This window comes from Achromobacter sp. Root565 (genome assembly GCF_001427425.1).
Classification (GTDB): Bacteria; Pseudomonadota; Gammaproteobacteria; order Burkholderiales; family Burkholderiaceae_B; genus Achromobacter; species Achromobacter spanius_D.
This window is the reverse complement of the sequence record NZ_LMGO01000001.1, coordinates 2,618,149-2,634,455: the sequence shown is the minus strand read 5'-3', so window position 1 is coordinate 2,634,455 and position 16,307 is coordinate 2,618,149. Positions and strand designations below refer to the sequence as shown.

19 protein-coding genes are annotated in these 16,307 nt (G+C 65.6%); 9 read left to right on the top strand and 10 right to left on the bottom strand.

Annotation, left to right across the window (positions count from 1 at the left end):
• Positions 1–8: 8 nt before the first annotated feature.
• The 3 genes from ASD71_RS11795 to ASD71_RS11790 form a co-directional block, all read right to left on the bottom strand.
• Positions 9–626, bottom strand: a complete 618-nt coding sequence (locus ASD71_RS11795; protein WP_235512102.1) for a YiiX family permuted papain-like enzyme — start codon at positions 624–626, stop codon at positions 9–11.
• On the bottom strand, positions 623–790 hold the full coding sequence (locus tag ASD71_RS28205) for a hypothetical protein (protein ID WP_200949380.1): 168 nt from the start codon (positions 788–790) through the stop codon (positions 623–625). The genes ASD71_RS11795 and ASD71_RS28205 overlap by 4 nt, the downstream gene beginning before the upstream one ends.
• Positions 791–907: 117 nt before the next feature.
• Positions 908–1,300 (bottom strand): DUF3313 family protein, encoded by a 393-nt coding sequence (locus ASD71_RS11790; protein WP_255357198.1) that lies wholly within the window; start codon positions 1,298–1,300, stop codon positions 908–910.
• Between the two features lie 123 nt (positions 1,301–1,423).
• Between ASD71_RS11790 and ASD71_RS11785 the strand changes: the two genes are divergently transcribed.
• Positions 1,424–1,618: a hypothetical protein gene (locus tag ASD71_RS11785; RefSeq protein ID WP_056563686.1), complete on the top strand. Its 195-nt coding sequence runs from the start codon at positions 1,424–1,426 to the stop codon at positions 1,616–1,618.
• 135 nt (positions 1,619–1,753) lie between these two features.
• Positions 1,754–2,386 (top strand): FMN-binding negative transcriptional regulator, encoded by a 633-nt coding sequence (locus tag ASD71_RS11780; RefSeq protein ID WP_056563683.1) that lies wholly within the window; start codon positions 1,754–1,756, stop codon positions 2,384–2,386.
• A 4-nt stretch (positions 2,387–2,390) separates the two neighbouring features.
• On the opposite strand, the gene ASD71_RS11775 is transcribed toward ASD71_RS11780, so the two are convergent.
• Positions 2,391–3,656 (bottom strand): MFS transporter, encoded by a 1,266-nt coding sequence (locus ASD71_RS11775; protein ID WP_056563679.1) that lies wholly within the window; start codon positions 3,654–3,656, stop codon positions 2,391–2,393.
• Between the two features lie 81 nt (positions 3,657–3,737).
• Here ASD71_RS11775 and ASD71_RS11770 point away from each other — a divergent pair, with 81 nt between their 5' ends.
• From ASD71_RS11770 to ASD71_RS11760, 3 genes are all read left to right on the top strand, one after another.
• The gene (locus ASD71_RS11770; protein WP_056563676.1) at positions 3,738–4,466 is read left to right on the top strand and encodes a helix-turn-helix transcriptional regulator; all 729 of its coding nucleotides are present in this window, start codon (positions 3,738–3,740) and stop codon (positions 4,464–4,466) included.
• 142 nt (positions 4,467–4,608) lie between these two features.
• Positions 4,609–5,265: an N-acetyltransferase gene (locus ASD71_RS11765; protein ID WP_082578866.1), complete on the top strand. Its 657-nt coding sequence runs from the start codon at positions 4,609–4,611 to the stop codon at positions 5,263–5,265.
• Between the two features lie 230 nt (positions 5,266–5,495).
• Entirely contained in the window at positions 5,496–5,771 is a 276-nt protein-coding gene (locus tag ASD71_RS11760; protein ID WP_056563672.1) for a hypothetical protein, read from the top strand.
• 18 nt (positions 5,772–5,789) lie between these two features.
• On the opposite strand, the gene ASD71_RS11755 is transcribed toward ASD71_RS11760, so the two are convergent.
• The 3 genes from ASD71_RS11755 to ASD71_RS11745 form a co-directional block, all read right to left on the bottom strand.
• Positions 5,790–6,554, bottom strand: a complete 765-nt coding sequence (locus ASD71_RS11755) for a DUF1828 domain-containing protein (protein WP_056563669.1) — start codon at positions 6,552–6,554, stop codon at positions 5,790–5,792.
• Positions 6,551–7,087, bottom strand: coding sequence for a hypothetical protein (locus ASD71_RS11750; protein WP_056563666.1), 537 nt, complete (start codon positions 7,085–7,087; stop codon positions 6,551–6,553). Before ASD71_RS11750 ends, ASD71_RS11755 begins: the two co-directional genes overlap by 4 nt.
• 207 nt (positions 7,088–7,294) lie before the next feature.
• Positions 7,295–8,146 (bottom strand): neutral zinc metallopeptidase, encoded by an 852-nt coding sequence (locus ASD71_RS11745; RefSeq protein ID WP_056563663.1) that lies wholly within the window; start codon positions 8,144–8,146, stop codon positions 7,295–7,297.
• 85 nt (positions 8,147–8,231) lie between these two features.
• On the opposite strand from ASD71_RS11745, the gene ASD71_RS11740 reads away from it, so the two are divergent.
• From ASD71_RS11740 to bamC, 4 genes are all read left to right on the top strand, one after another.
• Complete coding sequence (locus ASD71_RS11740) at positions 8,232–8,858, top strand: L-threonylcarbamoyladenylate synthase (RefSeq protein WP_056563659.1); 627 nt, start codon at positions 8,232–8,234, stop codon at positions 8,856–8,858.
• A 69-nt stretch (positions 8,859–8,927) separates the two neighbouring features.
• On the top strand, positions 8,928–9,575 hold the full coding sequence (locus ASD71_RS11735; RefSeq protein WP_056563656.1) for a site-2 protease family protein: 648 nt from the start codon (positions 8,928–8,930) through the stop codon (positions 9,573–9,575).
• Positions 9,576–9,662: 87 nt separating this feature from the next.
• Positions 9,663–10,568 (top strand): 4-hydroxy-tetrahydrodipicolinate synthase, encoded by a 906-nt coding sequence (dapA, locus tag ASD71_RS11730; protein ID WP_056563652.1) that lies wholly within the window; start codon positions 9,663–9,665, stop codon positions 10,566–10,568.
• A 17-nt stretch (positions 10,569–10,585) separates the two neighbouring features.
• A complete protein-coding gene (gene bamC, locus ASD71_RS11725) occupies positions 10,586–11,710 on the top strand; it encodes an outer membrane protein assembly factor BamC (RefSeq protein WP_056563649.1) in 1,125 nt (374 codons plus the stop codon).
• Between the two features lie 191 nt (positions 11,711–11,901).
• Here bamC and ASD71_RS27640 read toward each other — a convergent pair whose 3' ends face one another.
• The 3 genes from ASD71_RS27640 to mutS form a co-directional block, all read right to left on the bottom strand.
• A complete protein-coding gene (locus ASD71_RS27640) occupies positions 11,902–12,123 on the bottom strand; it encodes an endopeptidase (protein WP_234015678.1) in 222 nt (73 codons plus the stop codon).
• A gap of 221 nt (positions 12,124–12,344) precedes the next feature.
• Positions 12,345–13,538, bottom strand: coding sequence for a cupin domain-containing protein (locus tag ASD71_RS11715; RefSeq protein ID WP_056563644.1), 1,194 nt, complete (start codon positions 13,536–13,538; stop codon positions 12,345–12,347).
• Positions 13,535–16,135, bottom strand: coding sequence for a DNA mismatch repair protein MutS (gene mutS / locus ASD71_RS11710; protein ID WP_056563641.1), 2,601 nt, complete (start codon positions 16,133–16,135; stop codon positions 13,535–13,537). Before mutS ends, ASD71_RS11715 begins: the two co-directional genes overlap by 4 nt.
• Positions 16,136–16,307: the final 172 nt, after the last annotated feature.

Genomic DNA, 16,307 nt, shown 5'->3' with positions numbered 1-16,307 from the left:
CACTGCAATCAGAAGGTGCCGACCGTGACCAGTCGGTCGGATTCGAACATGGCGGCCGGGGAGATGATGGGTTCTTCCCACGGGATGTTCTTGCCGTAGCGTTCCCGCATCTTGGCCTGCACGGCTGGCGATGTCAGATCGAAGCTCTTCAGCGGCGCCAGCGCGCCCACCTTCACGTCCAGCACGCGCTGATAGATCTTCCACACCAGTTCGGAGCAGTAGATCTGATCGTCCGACCAGGCGAACACCAGATCGTAGGGCTTGCCGACGTAGGCGGCGCCGGCCTTCGCCAGCCGATCGCGCGCGTCGGGCGTCAGCAGCGACGTGTCGCGCAGCCGCTTGACCACGTAATGGCCGCGCTCGCCTTGCGCGGCCCATTGGGAGAGGGGGGTGTAGCTGACGCGTGCCGCGGCCTCAAGCACGTAGGGCTGGCCTTGGCGCGTCACGATCATGCCCATGTGGCTGTAGGGCGAATGCGTGGCTTGCTGGATGGCCAGGCTTTGCGCCGACCGGGATTGCTGGAACACCATGTCGCCGGTCTGGATGTCGGGCGCTGCGGCGGCCGCCATGGAGAGCGCGGACAGCGTCGTCAGCGCGGCCGCACAGACCGTTGTTGCCAGCCTCACGAGCGAGCCCGTCCGGCCGCAGGTGTCTGCTTTTTTGCGCGCGGCTTGGCCGCGGGTTTTTCTTCCTTGGGCGGCGTGTCGAACTCTTGTTTGTTGCGTTCGCCGCGTGGCGTGTTTTCAGGGTGGGGTTTGGGAAATGCCCAGGGCTTCGTTTTCTGATCCATTGCATGTACTCCTTGCACAGGCGGAACAGTAGCATTAGCCGGTGGCCCTGAGTAAGTGAGGGTTGACGTCAATATTCATCACATCGTGATATGAAGGCGAAAAATGTCCGCCGCGCGTCATTGGGTCTTAGGTATTTCCGTGACCCAGATGCGGTCGAACTGCTCGCGGACCCGGCGCGCCCAATCGTCGATGGCGCTTTGCACGTCGGCGGCGGTGGGCTTGCGGTTTTCCGGCAGGTTGCTGCCCGTGACCGCGCCCAACGATGCGATCAGCAATTGATTGGTGGTGGCATCACGCGCAGAGGCTTCGATCAGCAGCCGCGCGGATTGGTCGCGCAGGCCTGCTGCCTTGGCGGTCTGGCCCAGCACATAACCGATCGGCACGTACTCGCCCGGCCGTGGATCGCGGTCGTTGCGGAAGGTGCCGGTGATGGCGGCGCGCAGCCGCACTGAACGGGGCGCGGGCGCGGATATCACTTGATAGCCGGCCTGCGTGAACTCCCGGCGGATCGGCGGGCCCGGCCGTACCCAGATGCGGCCGCCACATCATTCTTCTGGCCATGCGAAAACGCTGTCGTGCCGGACCCGGCCAGCGCTACGATGGGTGGGTGCACATAGAAGGGGGGAAACTCTATGGACACCGCCAACGAATGGTATGCCGCGGTCAAGGAATGGCAGCGGGCACGTGACGAACTGACCGACGCAATCGCCGCGATCCAGTGGCCCAGTCCCACGCCCGGTTGCCTGGAAAACTACGACCGCGCCTTTGCGCATGAGACCGAGGCGCGCGAGCACATGAACGCCGCCTATGAGCGATCCCGACGATAGCGCCCGAACGGCCTGACCGGCGTTGGGCGGCGCGCCATGGGCATGGCTCCATGAAAGGCTGATTGTGTGGCTCTTTCAGTGGTGCCACGTGCGCGGTATGTTGTCGCTTTCCTACCTTTTCCCTGCGCCGCCATCATGTATCTGCCGTCCGCCTTCCGCGAAGATTCGCTGGACATCCAGCACGAGTTCATCCGCGCCCACCCGCTAGGGGTCGTCTTCACCAGCGGGGAGGGCGGGCTGATGGCCAATCACATCCCCTGTCTGCTCTATCCCGACGGCCCGCACGGCGTCCTGCGCCTGCACGTGGCGCGCGCCAATCCGCAGCTTGCCGAGCTGGCCGCGGGGCGCGAATGCCTGGTCGCCTTTCATGGCGCGCAGGCCTACATCACGCCGTCCTGGTACGCGACCAAGGCTGAAACGCACAAAGTCGTGCCGACCTGGAACTTCGTGGCCGTGCACGTGTGGGGCACACCGGTGATCCAGGATGATCCGGCCTGGCTGCGTGCCCAGCTCGAGGCGCTGACCGACAGCCAGGAGAAAGCGCGCGTCCAGCCGTGGCGCGTGGACGAGGCGCCCGCCGACTTCATCGCGGCGCAGATGCGCGCCATTGTCGGCATCGAGATTCCCATTGCCCGCATCGAAGGCAAGTGGAAGGTCAGCCAGAACCGCAACGCGGCGGATCGCGAGGGCGTGGCCGAAGGCCTGGTCAGCGAACGCGGCGATGCGGTCATGGCCGGTCTGGTCGCACGGCGTGGCGGGAGCGCCTGAGGCATCAGCGCGCGCCGCGCTTCGCGTGCGCGCCACGGCCGACCGCAAAGCACACGATGGCGGCAGCTTGCAGCAGAGCAGCCGCCGCCAGGAAGCCGGGCAGGGCCAACCCGGATGGCTGCAGCAGTGAACGCAGTGCGCCGAACGCCGCGGGCGCAAAGGCATAAGCGCCTTGCGACAGCGCGACGATCAGCGGCACGACGCGTGACGCCTGCTCGCGGGCAAACTCCGTCTGCGCGATCAGGGGCGGCAGCGATGTGGCGTTGCCGATACCCGACCCGAACAGCACGACGCCCGCCCACACCGCCCATGCATGGTCGGCGGCCAGCATCAGCACCAGCGACCCGGCAATCTGCACGGCATACGCCACGCAGGCAATCTTGCGGCGGTCTGCCCCCGGCGGCATCAGCCAGCCGACCAGCGAGCGGCCCGCGATGGCGCTGGCGGTGGCCAGTCCCATTGCCAGGCCTGCCGTCTGCGCGCCCAATAGCGGCGCCAGCAGCGACAGCAGGTGAGCGATCAAACCGATCTGGGCAAACAGCCCCAGCGCCATGCCGGCGGCCAGCGTCACGAATGCCCGGTCGCGGCGCAGCTTGGCCGCAAGCGCGGGTGCGGGCGGTGCGGCGATTGCAGATTGGTAGGGCGGCTCTCCGTCGGGCGACGAATCACCGTCCGGCGCCTGGCCGAGCTGCTGCGGGGTGACCTTGAATACCTTGTGCGACAGCACGGCGATGACGGCGACCATCGTCACGCCGATCCACAGCGCTGCCTGCGCAAAGCCGGCCTGCGCAATCAGGAACACCCACAGCGGCGAAAAGACGATGCCGCCCACGCTGGCGCCGTTGTACGCCATGCCCAGGGCGGCAGGGCGCCGGCGGACGAACCAGGGGGCGATCAGCGCGTTGACGGCCGCGGCGCCCAGCGTCACCCAGCCCATTCCGCTTAACACCGCTGCGCCATAAAGCTGCCACGGCGCCTGCGCCACCGCCCATCCCGCCACACCCAGCGCCAGCAGCGCCGCGCCGCCCGCGGTCGTGCGGGCGACGCCGATGCGCCGGTACAAACGCGGCAGATTGGCCACCACCAGCGTGCCCGCCAGAAAATGCAGCGTGACGGCGCCCGACACCAGTCCGACGCTCCAGCCGGTGCGCTGGACGACGGCGTGCAGGAATACCGGCGGCCCGTAAAAGCCCACGCCCCAGCCGAAAACGGCGAGCACGAAGGTGGCGCAAAGGACTGTCCAGCCGAAAAAGGAAGGGGAGGCGGTCATGGAAGGGCAGGTGGGATGTCGGTTTCGTTGGGGCGAAGTATGCTTACGCCCTACACACAACACTTTGGTCCATACCGAATCATGGATTCCGAGTTCGCCGATATCAACCTGTCCGCCGTCGCGGGCGCCATCGCCGATCCCGCGCGCGCCCGCATGCTGTGCGTGCTGCTGGACGGCCGCGCGCGCACCGCCACGGAGCTGGCCGCGGCCGCCGACATCGGCGCGTCCACGGCCAGCAGCCATTTCCAGCGTCTGCGCGATCAGGGCCTGGTCGAGATGGCCGTACAGGGCAAGCATCGCTACTACCGGTTAGCCAGCGGCGAAGTCGGCCATGCGTTGGAAGCGCTGCTGGTGGTGGCCGGCGCCGAGCGCACCCCATTCAAGCCGACCACACCTTCCGCGCTGCGCGACAGCCGCACCTGCTACGACCACATGGCTGGCACGCTGGCCGTGCGAATCCATGATGCGATGCTGGCCCGGCACTGGTTGGAGCCGGACGGCCGCGATTATCTGCTGACGCCGCTGGGTGAGGCCTCGCTCGCGCAGGTGGGCGTTGATGCCACGCAAGCGCGGCAGCGCCGCCGCCGCTTCGCCTGCGCATGCCTCGATTGGAGCGAACGCCGGTCGCATCTGGGCGGCGCGCTGGGCGCGGCGCTGCTCGATGCGATGTTGGCGCGCGGCTGGATCAGCAAGGATCTGGACTCGCGCGCGCTGCGCATCACGGCCAAGGGCGAACGGCAGTTCCCGGCCTTCTTTGGCCTTGCCGGCGACCAGCCCGCAGCTCAAAAGGACGCGCATGCAGCAGCCTGATCGCTTCCTTCTCGCCTCTGCCGATCCCTACCGTCCCAACCGGCGGCGTACCCGCACACAAGCTTTCAAGCCGCGGATGCGGCTTTTTTTACGTCTTCCCGTCCCTTGCGGACTGCTTTTCAACCCTGCACAGGAGGTGGCCTTGCCTACGCTGGCCTTGCACGCGTTCCGTCACGTCATGTCGATCGTGACGGAACTGCGCATCGACGTTAACCATAGTCCCCAAGAGGTCGACAAGGAACTCGATGCCATCCACAACCGCATGAATCGTCCGATGGACCGCCTGCATGGATTGCCGGAGGTCAAGACCGACATCCCTGGCATCGTGCTTCGCTACCGCGAAGCCGACGGCGAGTATTACGTGTATGTGGTGGACGTGCGACGCGGCCGGCTGGCGGGCTATACGGTCTTCAACCGCCTGATCGAAGTGGGGCGGCGCGCCGATCCCTACGTGCGCGCCCCGCATTCGAAATACGCTGCGCCATACCAGGGCATGGGGCTGGCGACGGCGGTGTACCGCTGGGCGCTGGATGCGGGGCTCTGCATCCTCAGCGGCGCGCGCCAATCGGTCGGCGCGCATCGTCTATGGATGGGGCTGGCTCGCGACTATGCGCTGGGCTTCGTGGACCTTCGATGCAAGCAGCTTACGTATCTGGGACCGGCAGTCAGTGAGAGCGTGCGCGACGATCTGCACACCCGCATGATCCTGCTGGGCCGGGGCTGGCGGCTGGACGAATACAGGCGCGTGACAGGGATGAAAGTGTCCCAGGATGCGCTTTCACAACAGGCCCTAGGGTAATCCCCGGGAAACCGCGTTCGATGCTGCACCGCCCGCAGGCGGTGCAGCCCCGCAAGCCGCGTCAGCGCTACCTTTCGGCGCGAATGCGGTTTTGCTTCCCAGCATTTGAGAAACGGGGACGCGCTTGCGGCAGCGCAACAGTGTTTCTATTTTCTGCTTGGGTTACAAAACTTATCCGAAGTGTCATCAAATCACGGAGTATGCTCGACGGCAGATAGAGGACTACCGAAGTGCATCAGAACAACTTGATCTACAAGGGATACCGCCTCACGGCCAAGGTCTCCCGGGGCAGCGGCGCTATCGAAGTTCCGGCGCAAGCCAGCGGCCCCGTCTTCATCGCATCGGTGATGGTCGTGCAGGCAGGCGCCATCCTTGAAGGCGGCGACGAATATCCCGTACCGCAATTTGCCGGGGGCGGCTTTGTCTACAGCCCACGCGAGGCCGTCCATGCGGCCATCGTGCATGGCCGCGAGATCGTGGACGGCCTGACTAATCTGCCAGCCTGACTCCTGCGGCCCTGACGGCTAGGCCGAAAACACCTCGCGCCAGTCGCGGGTCTTGGCCAGCGTCTGCACGGTGGCGGATTGCTCCAGAATCGTCACGGCTTTCTTGAATTCCTCGGCCGACGCGCCGTCTTCCAGAATCACCATGCGCGAGTTGCGCGCATCGGCCATCTTCACGTCCGACATCTTGCCGTGGGTCTGATAGACCTGCGTCCAGTCCATCTTCTTGCCAGCCTTCAGGGCAATCGGTTCGATGTAAGTCAGGGCGGTGCTGCCCGCCGCGCGCACCGCATACGCAAAGTCCGCCGTGTGACCGCTGCTGCCCTTGGCGCGCGCGCCCTTTACCATGCGGTTCACGCCCACGCCTTCGGCCAGCGCGCGTCCCACCTGGGCGCGGAAGCGCAGTTGGCTGAAACGCGGCATCCACTTGGCGCATTGAAACGACAGCGCCATTGCCAGCTTCACCGCGTCCCACAACGCTTCCTGCAACTGCTCGTTCGGACCCGATGCCACGATGGCGCCCGACCGGTCGAAGTGGGCAAGGGTGACGCCGGGCGTCTCGTTCAGGATGTCGATGCGCTTTGCCGCCACGTCGATGCCGAAGCTCGACGCATGCATCGCGGTCTCACAGGCGTCGGTCAGGTAGAACGATGACTCGTCCGGATGCGCGATGAAGAAGGCGGCGTGCTGGCCGTCGAGGCCCAGCGTCATGGGAGACACGGCGCGGATGGCGTATTCGCCCGCCGGCAGGACAGTCCAGCCGGAGGCTTCCAGAAAATTGCTCATAGGATCAGTTCGATTTGGCGGCCTTTGAGGGGATGCGCAAAGCCGCCGGCCAGCGTCAGGTTCGCTCGCGGCAGGAAATACTGCATCAGCGCCGCAATGGTGTCCAGCGCGGGCACGACGGGCTCGGCATAGCCTTCGCCTTCCTCGACCCAGATGTGCTCGTGGCTGCGGTCGGCCAGCGGTTTGCGGTACTGCGGCCGGTCGGCGCCCACCAGGCTGGTGTGAAACGAGTCGTCGGTGTCGACGCCGTACACCCGGTGCGGACCCACGAACAGGCTGGCACAGAACGCCTCTGTCAGAAAGATGGTGGCCTGTCCGTGCACGGCCGTGCGGGCGCCCCGGTACATCACGCGAAAGATCACGTCCTCACGCACGTCGCCCTTGATCTTGCAAGGGCTGCTGAACTCCATCCACTGCGCGCTGCCCGCGGCCGGCTTTGGGATCCAGAGGATCGGCTTCGCGGTTTCCTTGGGTTCGGCAAGAATCTCTTGCACCTCATCAACGGTGATTAGCGGTTCGAACTTGTTGGCCATGGAAACAGATAAAGGGTCTTGGGGGCGCGCGGGCAAACCTGCGAGAGGCAAGCGCTTCGCCCGCCGCGCCGCGGAAGAGAAACACGCGCGCGCAGCATTGCGAGGGGGCGTAATCTTACAAGATGAAGACGGCCGGGGTCAGTTGGCTGTATGGATATACAGTTAACGCAGCAGGCCGACGCCGGCTTGGAACCGGAACGCGCCGATTTAGAGCGAAGTCGCGCCAAACGTGTCGCACTGCTTGATGCTGCCGCTTTCCAGACCGCGCTTGAACCAGCGCACGCGCTGCGCCGAACTGCCGTGTGTGAAGGCATCGGGCACCACGTACCCCTGGCTCTGCTTCTGCAATCGGTCGTCGCCGATGGCGGTGGCTGCCGCCAGCGCTTCCTCGACGTCGCCGCCTTCGAGGATGTTGCGCGCCGCATCCGCGCGCTGCGCCCACAGGCCGGCAAAGCAATCCGCCTGCAGTTCCAGGCGCACCGACAGCGCATTGGCCTGCGAAGGGTTGCGGCGGCGCAGTTGATCCACCTGATCCGAAATGCCCAGCAGGTGCTGCACATGATGGCCGACTTCATGGGCGATCACATACGCCTGTGCGAAATCGCCGGGCGCCTTGAACCGGTTCTGCAGTTCGTCAAAGAACGTCAGGTCTATATAGACCTTACTGTCGCCCGGGCAATAGAAGGGCCCCATGGCCGATTGCCCGGTGCCGCAGGCCGTGGGCGTGGCGCCCCGAAAGAGCACCAGCTTGGGTTCGACGTACTGGCGGTTCAGTTCCTTTTGGAAGATGGTGTTCCACACGTCCTCGGTTTCGCCCAGCACCTTGGACACGAAAACGGCCTGCGGATCGTTGGCCGGCGGGGCCGTCGCGGGCGCTTGCTGCTGCACCGCCGGGCCTTCGGCCATATCCAGGACCACGCGGGGATCAACACCGAAGTACATTGCGACAAGGGCAAGTACTATCGTGCCTATGCCGATGGTGCCGCGGCCCCCGATTCGCGGGCCGCCCGAACGGCGGTCTTCCACATTGTTGCTCTGGCGCGAATTTCCAAGGCGCATGTTCGTTCTCCGGGGCGGATCGGCGATACCGCCATTTTGCATCGCCGCGCAATTGAGCGGCCTTCAAGGATGTTAGGATAAACCCATGGCTTTGTACTTCTCTGTCCACCCTGCAAATCCCCAGCCGCGGCTGCTCAAGCAAGCCGCGCAATGGCTTAATGACGGGGGCCTGGTTGCCGTTCCCACCGACTCCAGTTACGCCGTCGTCGCGCGCCTGGACGACAAAAACGCCGCCGACGGGCTGCGTCGCCTTCGCGGGCTGGACGAACGCCACCACCTTACGGTCCTGTGCCGCGACCTGGCCGAAATCGGCCACTTCGCCCGCGTCGACAACAAGCAATACCGCCTGCTGAAGGCCGCGACCCCCGGCCCCTGGACCTTCATTCTCGAAGCCACCAAGGAAGTCCCGCGGCGCGTTTCGCACCCTTCGCGCAAGACCATCGGCATCCGCGTGCCGGATCACGCCGTCCTCTTGGGCCTGCTGGAACAGGCGGGCTCGCCCCTGCTGTCCACGACGCTCATTCCCAAGGATGAAACCGAGGCTTTGAACGACGCCGAGGATATCCGCGCGCGCTACGACCACGATCTGGCCGCCATCATCGATGCGGGCGCCTGCCCGCAAGCGCCCACCACAGTCATCGACCTCACGGGCGACGATCCCCTTGTGGTGCGCCTGGGCCGCGGCGATCCCGCCACTCTCGGACTTGTCTGATTCCTCTCCTCGACTCGATGCACGAGACGCGCCGCGCCGGCGCGTGGCTCATCTACAATCCGGTTCGCCATGAATGACATCATCCAAACCATTGCGGTCTACGCGATACCGGTTATCTTCGCCATCACCCTGCACGAAGCCGCGCACGGCTACGTGGCGCGCATGCTGGGCGATCCGACCGCCTACCAGGCCGGACGGGTCAGCCTGAATCCGGCGCGCCACATCGACCCCATCGGCACCCTGCTGGTGCCGGTTGCCATCCTGCTGGCCTCCAAGCTCATCGGCGGCTCCATGCTGCTCTTCGGTTGGGCCAAGCCGGTTCCGGTCGACTTCGGCCGCCTGCGCCGTCCCAAGAAAGACATGGCCTGGGTGGCCCTGGCCGGACCGGCCGCCAACCTGTTCATGGCCATTCTGTGGGCCCTGTCGCTGCGCCTTTTCATGGAAAGCGGCCTGCACGAAAGCTTCTGGTTCGAAATGGCCGTCGCGGGCGTCAACGTCAACCTCGTGCTGATGGCGCTGAACCTGCTGCCCATCCTGCCGCTGGACGGTGGCCGCATCCTGTTCAGCCTGCTGCCCAATCGTCTGGCTTGGCATTATTCGAAAATCGAGCCTTATGGATTGATCATCGTCATTGTCCTGCTGGTCACCGATGTGCTCTGGTTATTGATGCAACCGGTGCTCGCGCTGGGAACGACAATCGTTCAGTGGTTTCTGTAAGATTCCACCCAATATCCGTTAAACTCAGCGGTTTCACTGAATCAGGCCCTGGGGCAATCCCGCCGCGGGGTTTTGGAGCCCGAATCTATGGCATCCCCTGCTACCGCCGCAGGCGTTAATTTCCAGGGCAGCATGGTGGCCCTGGTCACCCCAATGCAACCCGACGGCAGCCTGGACTACGCTGCCTACCGGTCGTTGATCGACTGGCACGTCCAGGAAGGCACCGACGCGCTGGTGGTGGTGGGAACCACCGGGGAGTCGCCCACGGTCTCCATGGAAGAACACGCGGAACTGATCCGCGTTGCCGTTGAACACGCCGCCGGCCGCATTCCGGTCATCGCAGGCGTGGGCGCCAACTCCACCGACGAAGCCATCCACCTGACGCGCCACGCCAAGGCGGTCGGCGCCCAGGCTGGCCTGTCGGTCGTTCCGTACTACAACAAGCCGTCGCAAGAAGGCCTGTACCGCCACTTCCGCACCATCGCGGAAGCCGTCGACCTGCCCACCATTCTGTACAACGTGCCGGGCCGCACCGTTGCCGACATGAGCAACGAGACGATCCTGCGCCTTGCGCAGGTGCCGGGCATCATCGGCATCAAGGACGCCACCGGCGACATCGCCCGCGGCGGCCTGCTGCTCCGCGAGGCGCCCGCCAGCTTCCAGGTCTTCAGCGGGGACGATCCCACCGCGGCAGCCCTGATCCTGCTGGGCGCGCGCGGCAATATTTCCGTCACGGCCAACGTGGCGCCCAAGCTCATGCGTGACCTCTGTGCCGCCGCCCTGGCGGGCGACGTGCCGAAGGTCCGTGAACTTAACGCGTTCCTGGCGCGTCTGAACAAGGCTTTGTTCGTTGAAGCCAACCCCATCCCCGTCAAGTGGGCGTTGGCCGAAATGGGCCGCAGCGCACTTGGCTACCGACTGCCACTGGTCGAACTGAGCGCGCAGCATCACGCAACGGTGCGCAACGCGCTCCAGGAAACGGGACTGCTCTAAATATCGTGAGGAAACGTATGAACAAGCGTCATGCCGGTTTGTCGGCATTGATGTCTCTGGTGTTGCTGGCCGGGTGCTCCGAGGTCAACCAATTCCTGGGCAATGAAGAATCAGTCGACTACAAGAGCGCAGTGAACCAACGCGGAGAGCCCCTGAGCATTCCGCCCGACCTGACGCAAGCCAACAGCGACCCCCGCTACCGCGCGCCGGCCTCCGGCTCCACCACCTTCTCTGAATTCCAGCAGCAAGGCGTAACCCAGGCCAGCGCCCCGAAGACCAGCAACGTGCTGCCCAACCGCACCGACATGCGTGTCGAGCGCGACGGCGATCTGCGTTGGCTGGTGGTGGACCGCCCGCCCGAGCAGGTGTTCCCCCGCCTGGTCGACTTCTGGACCGAAAACGGCTTTACCGTCGCCAGCAACAACCCCAGCGCCGGTCTGATCGAAACGGACTGGGCCGAGAACCGTGCCAAGATCCCGGAAAGCTGGCTGCGCCAAGCGCTGGGCGCGGTGCTCGAATCGGCCTGGGATAGCGGCGAGCGCGAGAAATTCCGCACCCGCGTCGAACGCGTCAACGGCCACACCGAGATCTACGTTAGCCACCGCCAGATGCTCGAAAAGCGCGTCGGCTCCGACGGCGGCCAGGTGCAGTGGCAGAACGGCAAGGAAGACCCGGGCCTGAACGCCGCCATGCTGGCGCGCATGATGGTCTACCTGGGCACCGACGTCGACAACGCCCGCAAGCTGGTGCAGCAGGCCGAAGCGTCGCCGCAGCGTCCCGCCGTGCAGCAGGATGTCCGCGCGCAGGGCGCGTCCCTCATCGTCAGCGAATCGTTCGACCGCGCATGGCGTCGTGTCGGCGTGGCGCTCGATGGCGGCGGCTTCGCCGTCGAAGACCGCGACCGTTCGGCCGGCGACTACTTCGTGCGCTATGTCGACACCGACACCGGCGAAAAGATGGAACAGCCTGGTTTCTTCAGCCGTATGTTCTCTGGCGACAAGAAGGCGCAGGCGCCCCAGTACCGCATCCACCTGGTGGGCAGCGGCGAACAGACGACCGTTTCGGTGCTGGACGCCAACGGTTCGCCTGACAACAGCCCGACGGCGCAGCGCCTGCTGAGCGTCCTGAAGGACAAGATGTAATTGAAACGCCAGGCCGCGCACGCTCCGCGTGCCGCGGCCGCCGGCAGGGTTCCAACGGAATCCGCGCCCGGCTGGCGGCAAATGCGGCCTTCAATGGCCGCCTGCGCTGCGGCAAGACACAAAAAAACCCTGGCATGACATGCCAGGGTTTTTTTTGCGTCTTTTCAGTGCGGGGGTTCGTGCCTGAAGCTTTACGACGCCGGGGTGGTCGAGCCGCCCGGAGTGGTCGAACCGGAGCCGGGCGTCGTGCCAGGCGTCGGCGCGGGCGAGGCCGGCGGCGTGCCGCCAGGAGCGGGTGCGGGCGTGGAGGCGCCCGGAGTCGGGTTGGCCGCCGGTGCCGGGGCATCTTCCTTCTTGTTGCAAGCGCTGAGCGCGACGGCCAGCACCGAGGCAATAATCAAGGTTTTGCTCATCATTATTTGAACTCCTATAGATGACGACTCTTGAAACCCCGTTAGGGGAAACCAGAATCCAGGCTACAGGAAGGTTCAAGCCGATCGCGTATGAAAGTTAAAGCGGTGGCATCCCAAAAGCAACAAACCTTTCAGCTTGGTGTTATGTCTTTCTTGATGTGACCCGCCTTACAGACCTGATTTCTTTCTGTGCGACACGGATACGCCGACGTTTCCAGATACTACTCGGGGCGGTAATGAATCCAGCCCGAGTCCAGCCAGTCCGCCAAGCAGGTGCGCGCGTCCTCCGATAAGCGGGCGCAAGCGGGATGCGCGCAATCCAGGCTACGCGCGTCAGCCAATAGGCGCAATGCCGTGTCCGCGGGCGTCATGGCCGTTTCCCCATTAATGAAGAGCTGCTTGCCGCGATAAAGCATGCGGCTGCGGCGATCCAGTACGAGGCGGCCGGAGGCGGGCCAGTCTTCCTCCAGATCCACGTCCATGCCCTCGGGCGCATCGAACACGCTGAGATTGCTGGGCTCGGTCAGCCAGCAGCCCAGGAAGCGCGACGCCAGGGCGTCGTCAAAGCGCAGTTTTTCGACGGTGTCCAGCGTGGCGGCCACCAGTGCGTCGGGCAGCGCCGCAGGGGTGTCCACGGCCGGCTGGGCCGGATCGCGGTACACGGCCGACAGCTTTGCGCCGGGCAACGCCGGTTCGCCGTAGGGGCCACCCAGAAGGCCCACGCGCGCCATGACCTGGTCGGCCGCCGCTTCCAGCAGGCCGCGCGCCAGCGTGGCCTGCGTCGGTGCGCGAAAGCCGATGGAGATCGTCATGCACCCGTCGCCCATGGCAATGCCGTCATGCGCGGCCTGCGGCGGCAGGTACAGCATGTCGCCGGGCGATAGCACCGCCTTTTCCTCGGGCTGGAAGTTGCTCAGGATCTTGAGCGGCAGGCCCGGCTCCAGCGACAGATCCTTTTGCCGGCCATAGCGCCACTCGCGCTCGCCTGCGGCCTGCAGCAGGAACACGTCGTAGCTGTCAAAGTGCGGGCCGACGCCGCCGCCGTGGCTGGCAACGCTGATCATCACGTCGTCCAGGCGGGCGTCCGGAATGAACCGGAACAAGGCCATCAGCTCGGCTGCCGCATCGCTGTGCAGATCCACGCTTTGCACCAACAGGGTCCAGTCGCCCTCGTTGTCCTTGGGCAGGCGCGCGAAGGGGCCGTTTTCCATCTGCCATTCGCCGTTTTCGCGCCAGATCAGGCGCGATTCCACGTCGTCGCGGCGCGCAAGCTTCTTGATGGCCGCGATGGTGACGGGCGGCTTGAAAGCCGGGATGGCCTGGCGGATCAGCAGCGGCTTCTTCTGCCAGTAACGGCGCATGAAGTCGTTGGGGCTTTGATTGCCCAAGAGCGGCAGCGGTTGGTCGAGGTTCATTGGAGGTGCTTCTTCAAGCGGTAAAGGGCATCCAGCGCTTCGCGCGGGGTGAGGCTGTCGGGGTCAATGGCTGAGAGCTCCTCGCGCAGCGAATCCAGCGCCTCGATGGCGTCGGAGCGTTCGGCTTCGGCGTACGCCTGCGCGTCAGCCTCGGCGGCGGCCGAGAACAGACCAAGCTGCGGCGTGGGGGCGCCTTGCGCCTCCAGGCGTTCGAGTTCGCGCGTCGCTTGGCGAATGACGGCGGCGGGCACGCCCGCGCGCTGGGCCACCTGAATCCCGTAGCTGCGGCTGGCCGGGCCTTCGCGCACTTCGTGCAGGAAGACGATGCCGCTTGCCGATTCGGCGGCGGCCAAGTGCACATTGGCCGCCGTGGCCTGCTCGGCGGGCAGACGGGTCAGTTCAAAGTAGTGGGTGGCAAACAGCGTCAGCGCGCGGTTGTGCGACAAGAGGCGGCAGGCGATGGCCCAGGCGAGCGCCAGGCCGTCATACGTGGACGTGCCGCGGCCGATCTCGTCCATCAGCACCAGGCTGTTGGGCGTGCTGGCAGACAGGATGGCTGCGGCCTCCGTCATTTCCATCATGAAGGTCGAACGTCCGCCCGCCAGATCGTCGGCCGCGCCGATGCGGGTGAAAATGCGGTCGATCTTGCCGATCCGCGCGCGCGACGCGGGCACGAAGCTGCCGATGCGCGCCAGCAGCACGATCAGCGCCACCTGCCGCATGTACGTCGACTTACCGCCCATGTTCGGGCCGGTGATCAGCAGCATGCGCCGCGCCGGATCGAGGCGGCAGCCGTTCGGCGTGAAGCGTTCGATGGCGCGCTCGACCACCGGGTGGCGGCCGGCGTCGATGTCGATGTCGGCTTGTTCGGACAACTCGGGCGCGACCCAGTCGTGGCGCTGCGCGTGCTCGGCCAGGGCGGCCAGCGTGTCCAGTTCGGCCAGCGCCGCGGCGCAGTCGGACAGCGGGCGCACGTGTTCGGCCAGCACGTCGAGCAATTGCTCGAACAGCCATTTTTCGCGGGCCAGCGAGCGGTCCTGCGCGGACAGTACTTTGTCTTCCCAGGTCTTGAGCTCGGGCGTGATGTAGCGTTCGGCGTTCTTGAGCGTCTGGCGTCGGCGGTAGTCTTCCGGCACCTTGGCCGTCTGGCCCTTGGTGACCTCGATGTAGAAGCCATGCACGCGGTTGAACTCCACGCGCAGATTGCTGATGCCGGTGCGCTCGCGCTCGCGGGCTTCCAGCTGGACAAGAAAGTCTCCGCCGTCGGCGGCCAGTCCGCGCAATTCGTCCAGTTCCGCGTCAAAGCCGGCCGCCAGCACGCCGCCATCGCGGATGGCCACGGCCGGTTCGGGCGCGATGGCGCGCACCAGCAGCGCGGCCAACGCGGGATCCACGGACAGATACGAAATCAGTTCGCCGATGCGCGGCGAGGCCGACATGGGTTCAACCAGATCGGCCAGCGCGGGCAGGGCCTGCAGCGCGTCGCGCAGGCTGGCGAGTTCGCGCGGGCGCACGGAGCGCAGTGCCAGACGCGCAGCGATCCGCTCGATATCGGGAAAGGCGTTCAGCGCGGCACGCAGGGCTTCGAGCAGGCCCGCCGAGCCGAAGGTCTGCTCGACGTCCATGCGCCCGGCCAGCAGCGCTGAAATCGCCTGCTGGCGCGCCAGCGCCTGGTCGTTTTCGCGCAAGGGGTGATGTAGCCACCGGCGCAAGAGGCGGCTGCCCATCGGCGTGCGGCAACCGTCCAGCAGCGAGAACAGCGTGGGCGAGTCTTCGCCAGACAGCGTCTGCGTCAGTTCCAGATTGCGGCGCGTGACCGGGTCCAGCAACACGAACTGCCCGGGCCGCTCGGCCGACAGGCTCTGCACGTGCGCCAACGCCTGCGACTGCGTGCGCGCCGCATAACGCAGCAGGGCGCCCGCCGCGCAGATGCCGGCCGGCATGTCTTCGATGTCAAAGCCCGCCAACGTGTCCGTCTTGAAATGCGCCAGCAGATGCGCACGGGCGCCGTCGCTTTCAAAGTGCCAGTCCGGCACCCGGGAGCGCGCGCCTTCGAACGGGAAGTCGAACTCGGCGCTGTCGGCGCAGATGATCTCCGCCGGCGCAATGCGGTGCAACTCGGATTCCAGCTGGGCAGGCGCGCATTCCGTCACCCGGAACTCGCCGCTGGCCAGATTCAGCCAGGCCAACCCGGCGCGCGGCGCGCGCGCGCTGCCGCTGACGAAAACGGCCGCCAGCGCGCGGTCCGCTTTGGCGGGCAGCAGCGCGTCGTCCGTCAACGTGCCGGGCGTCACGATGCGCACGATGCGGCGCTCGACCGGGCCCTTGGAGGCGGCGGGATCGCCGATCTGCTCGCAGATGGCGATGGACTCGCCCATCGCCACGAGCCGCGCCAGATACTGCTCCATGGCGTGCACGGGTAGGCCGGCCATGGGGATGGGCACGCCGTTGGACGAGCCCCGCTTGGTCAACGTCAGATTGAGCAACCGCGCGCCGCGCTCGGCGTCTTCGTAGAACATTTCATAGAAATCGCCCATGCGATAGAACAGCAGCAACGGCCCGGCCTCGGCTTTGAGGCGCAGGTACTGCTGCATCATGGGGGTATGGCTTGACAGATCCTCGTCCGTTTTGGCCCGAGATTTCGGCGTTGTGCCTTGAGTTTCTTGCATTTATTGAGGGAGAGTCGGGAAAGTTGTCATCGTCGTATGGCCCAACCACGCCCATCAAAATCCACCAACACTTGGCGGTTTGGCGTAGCTTTTTGGTGGG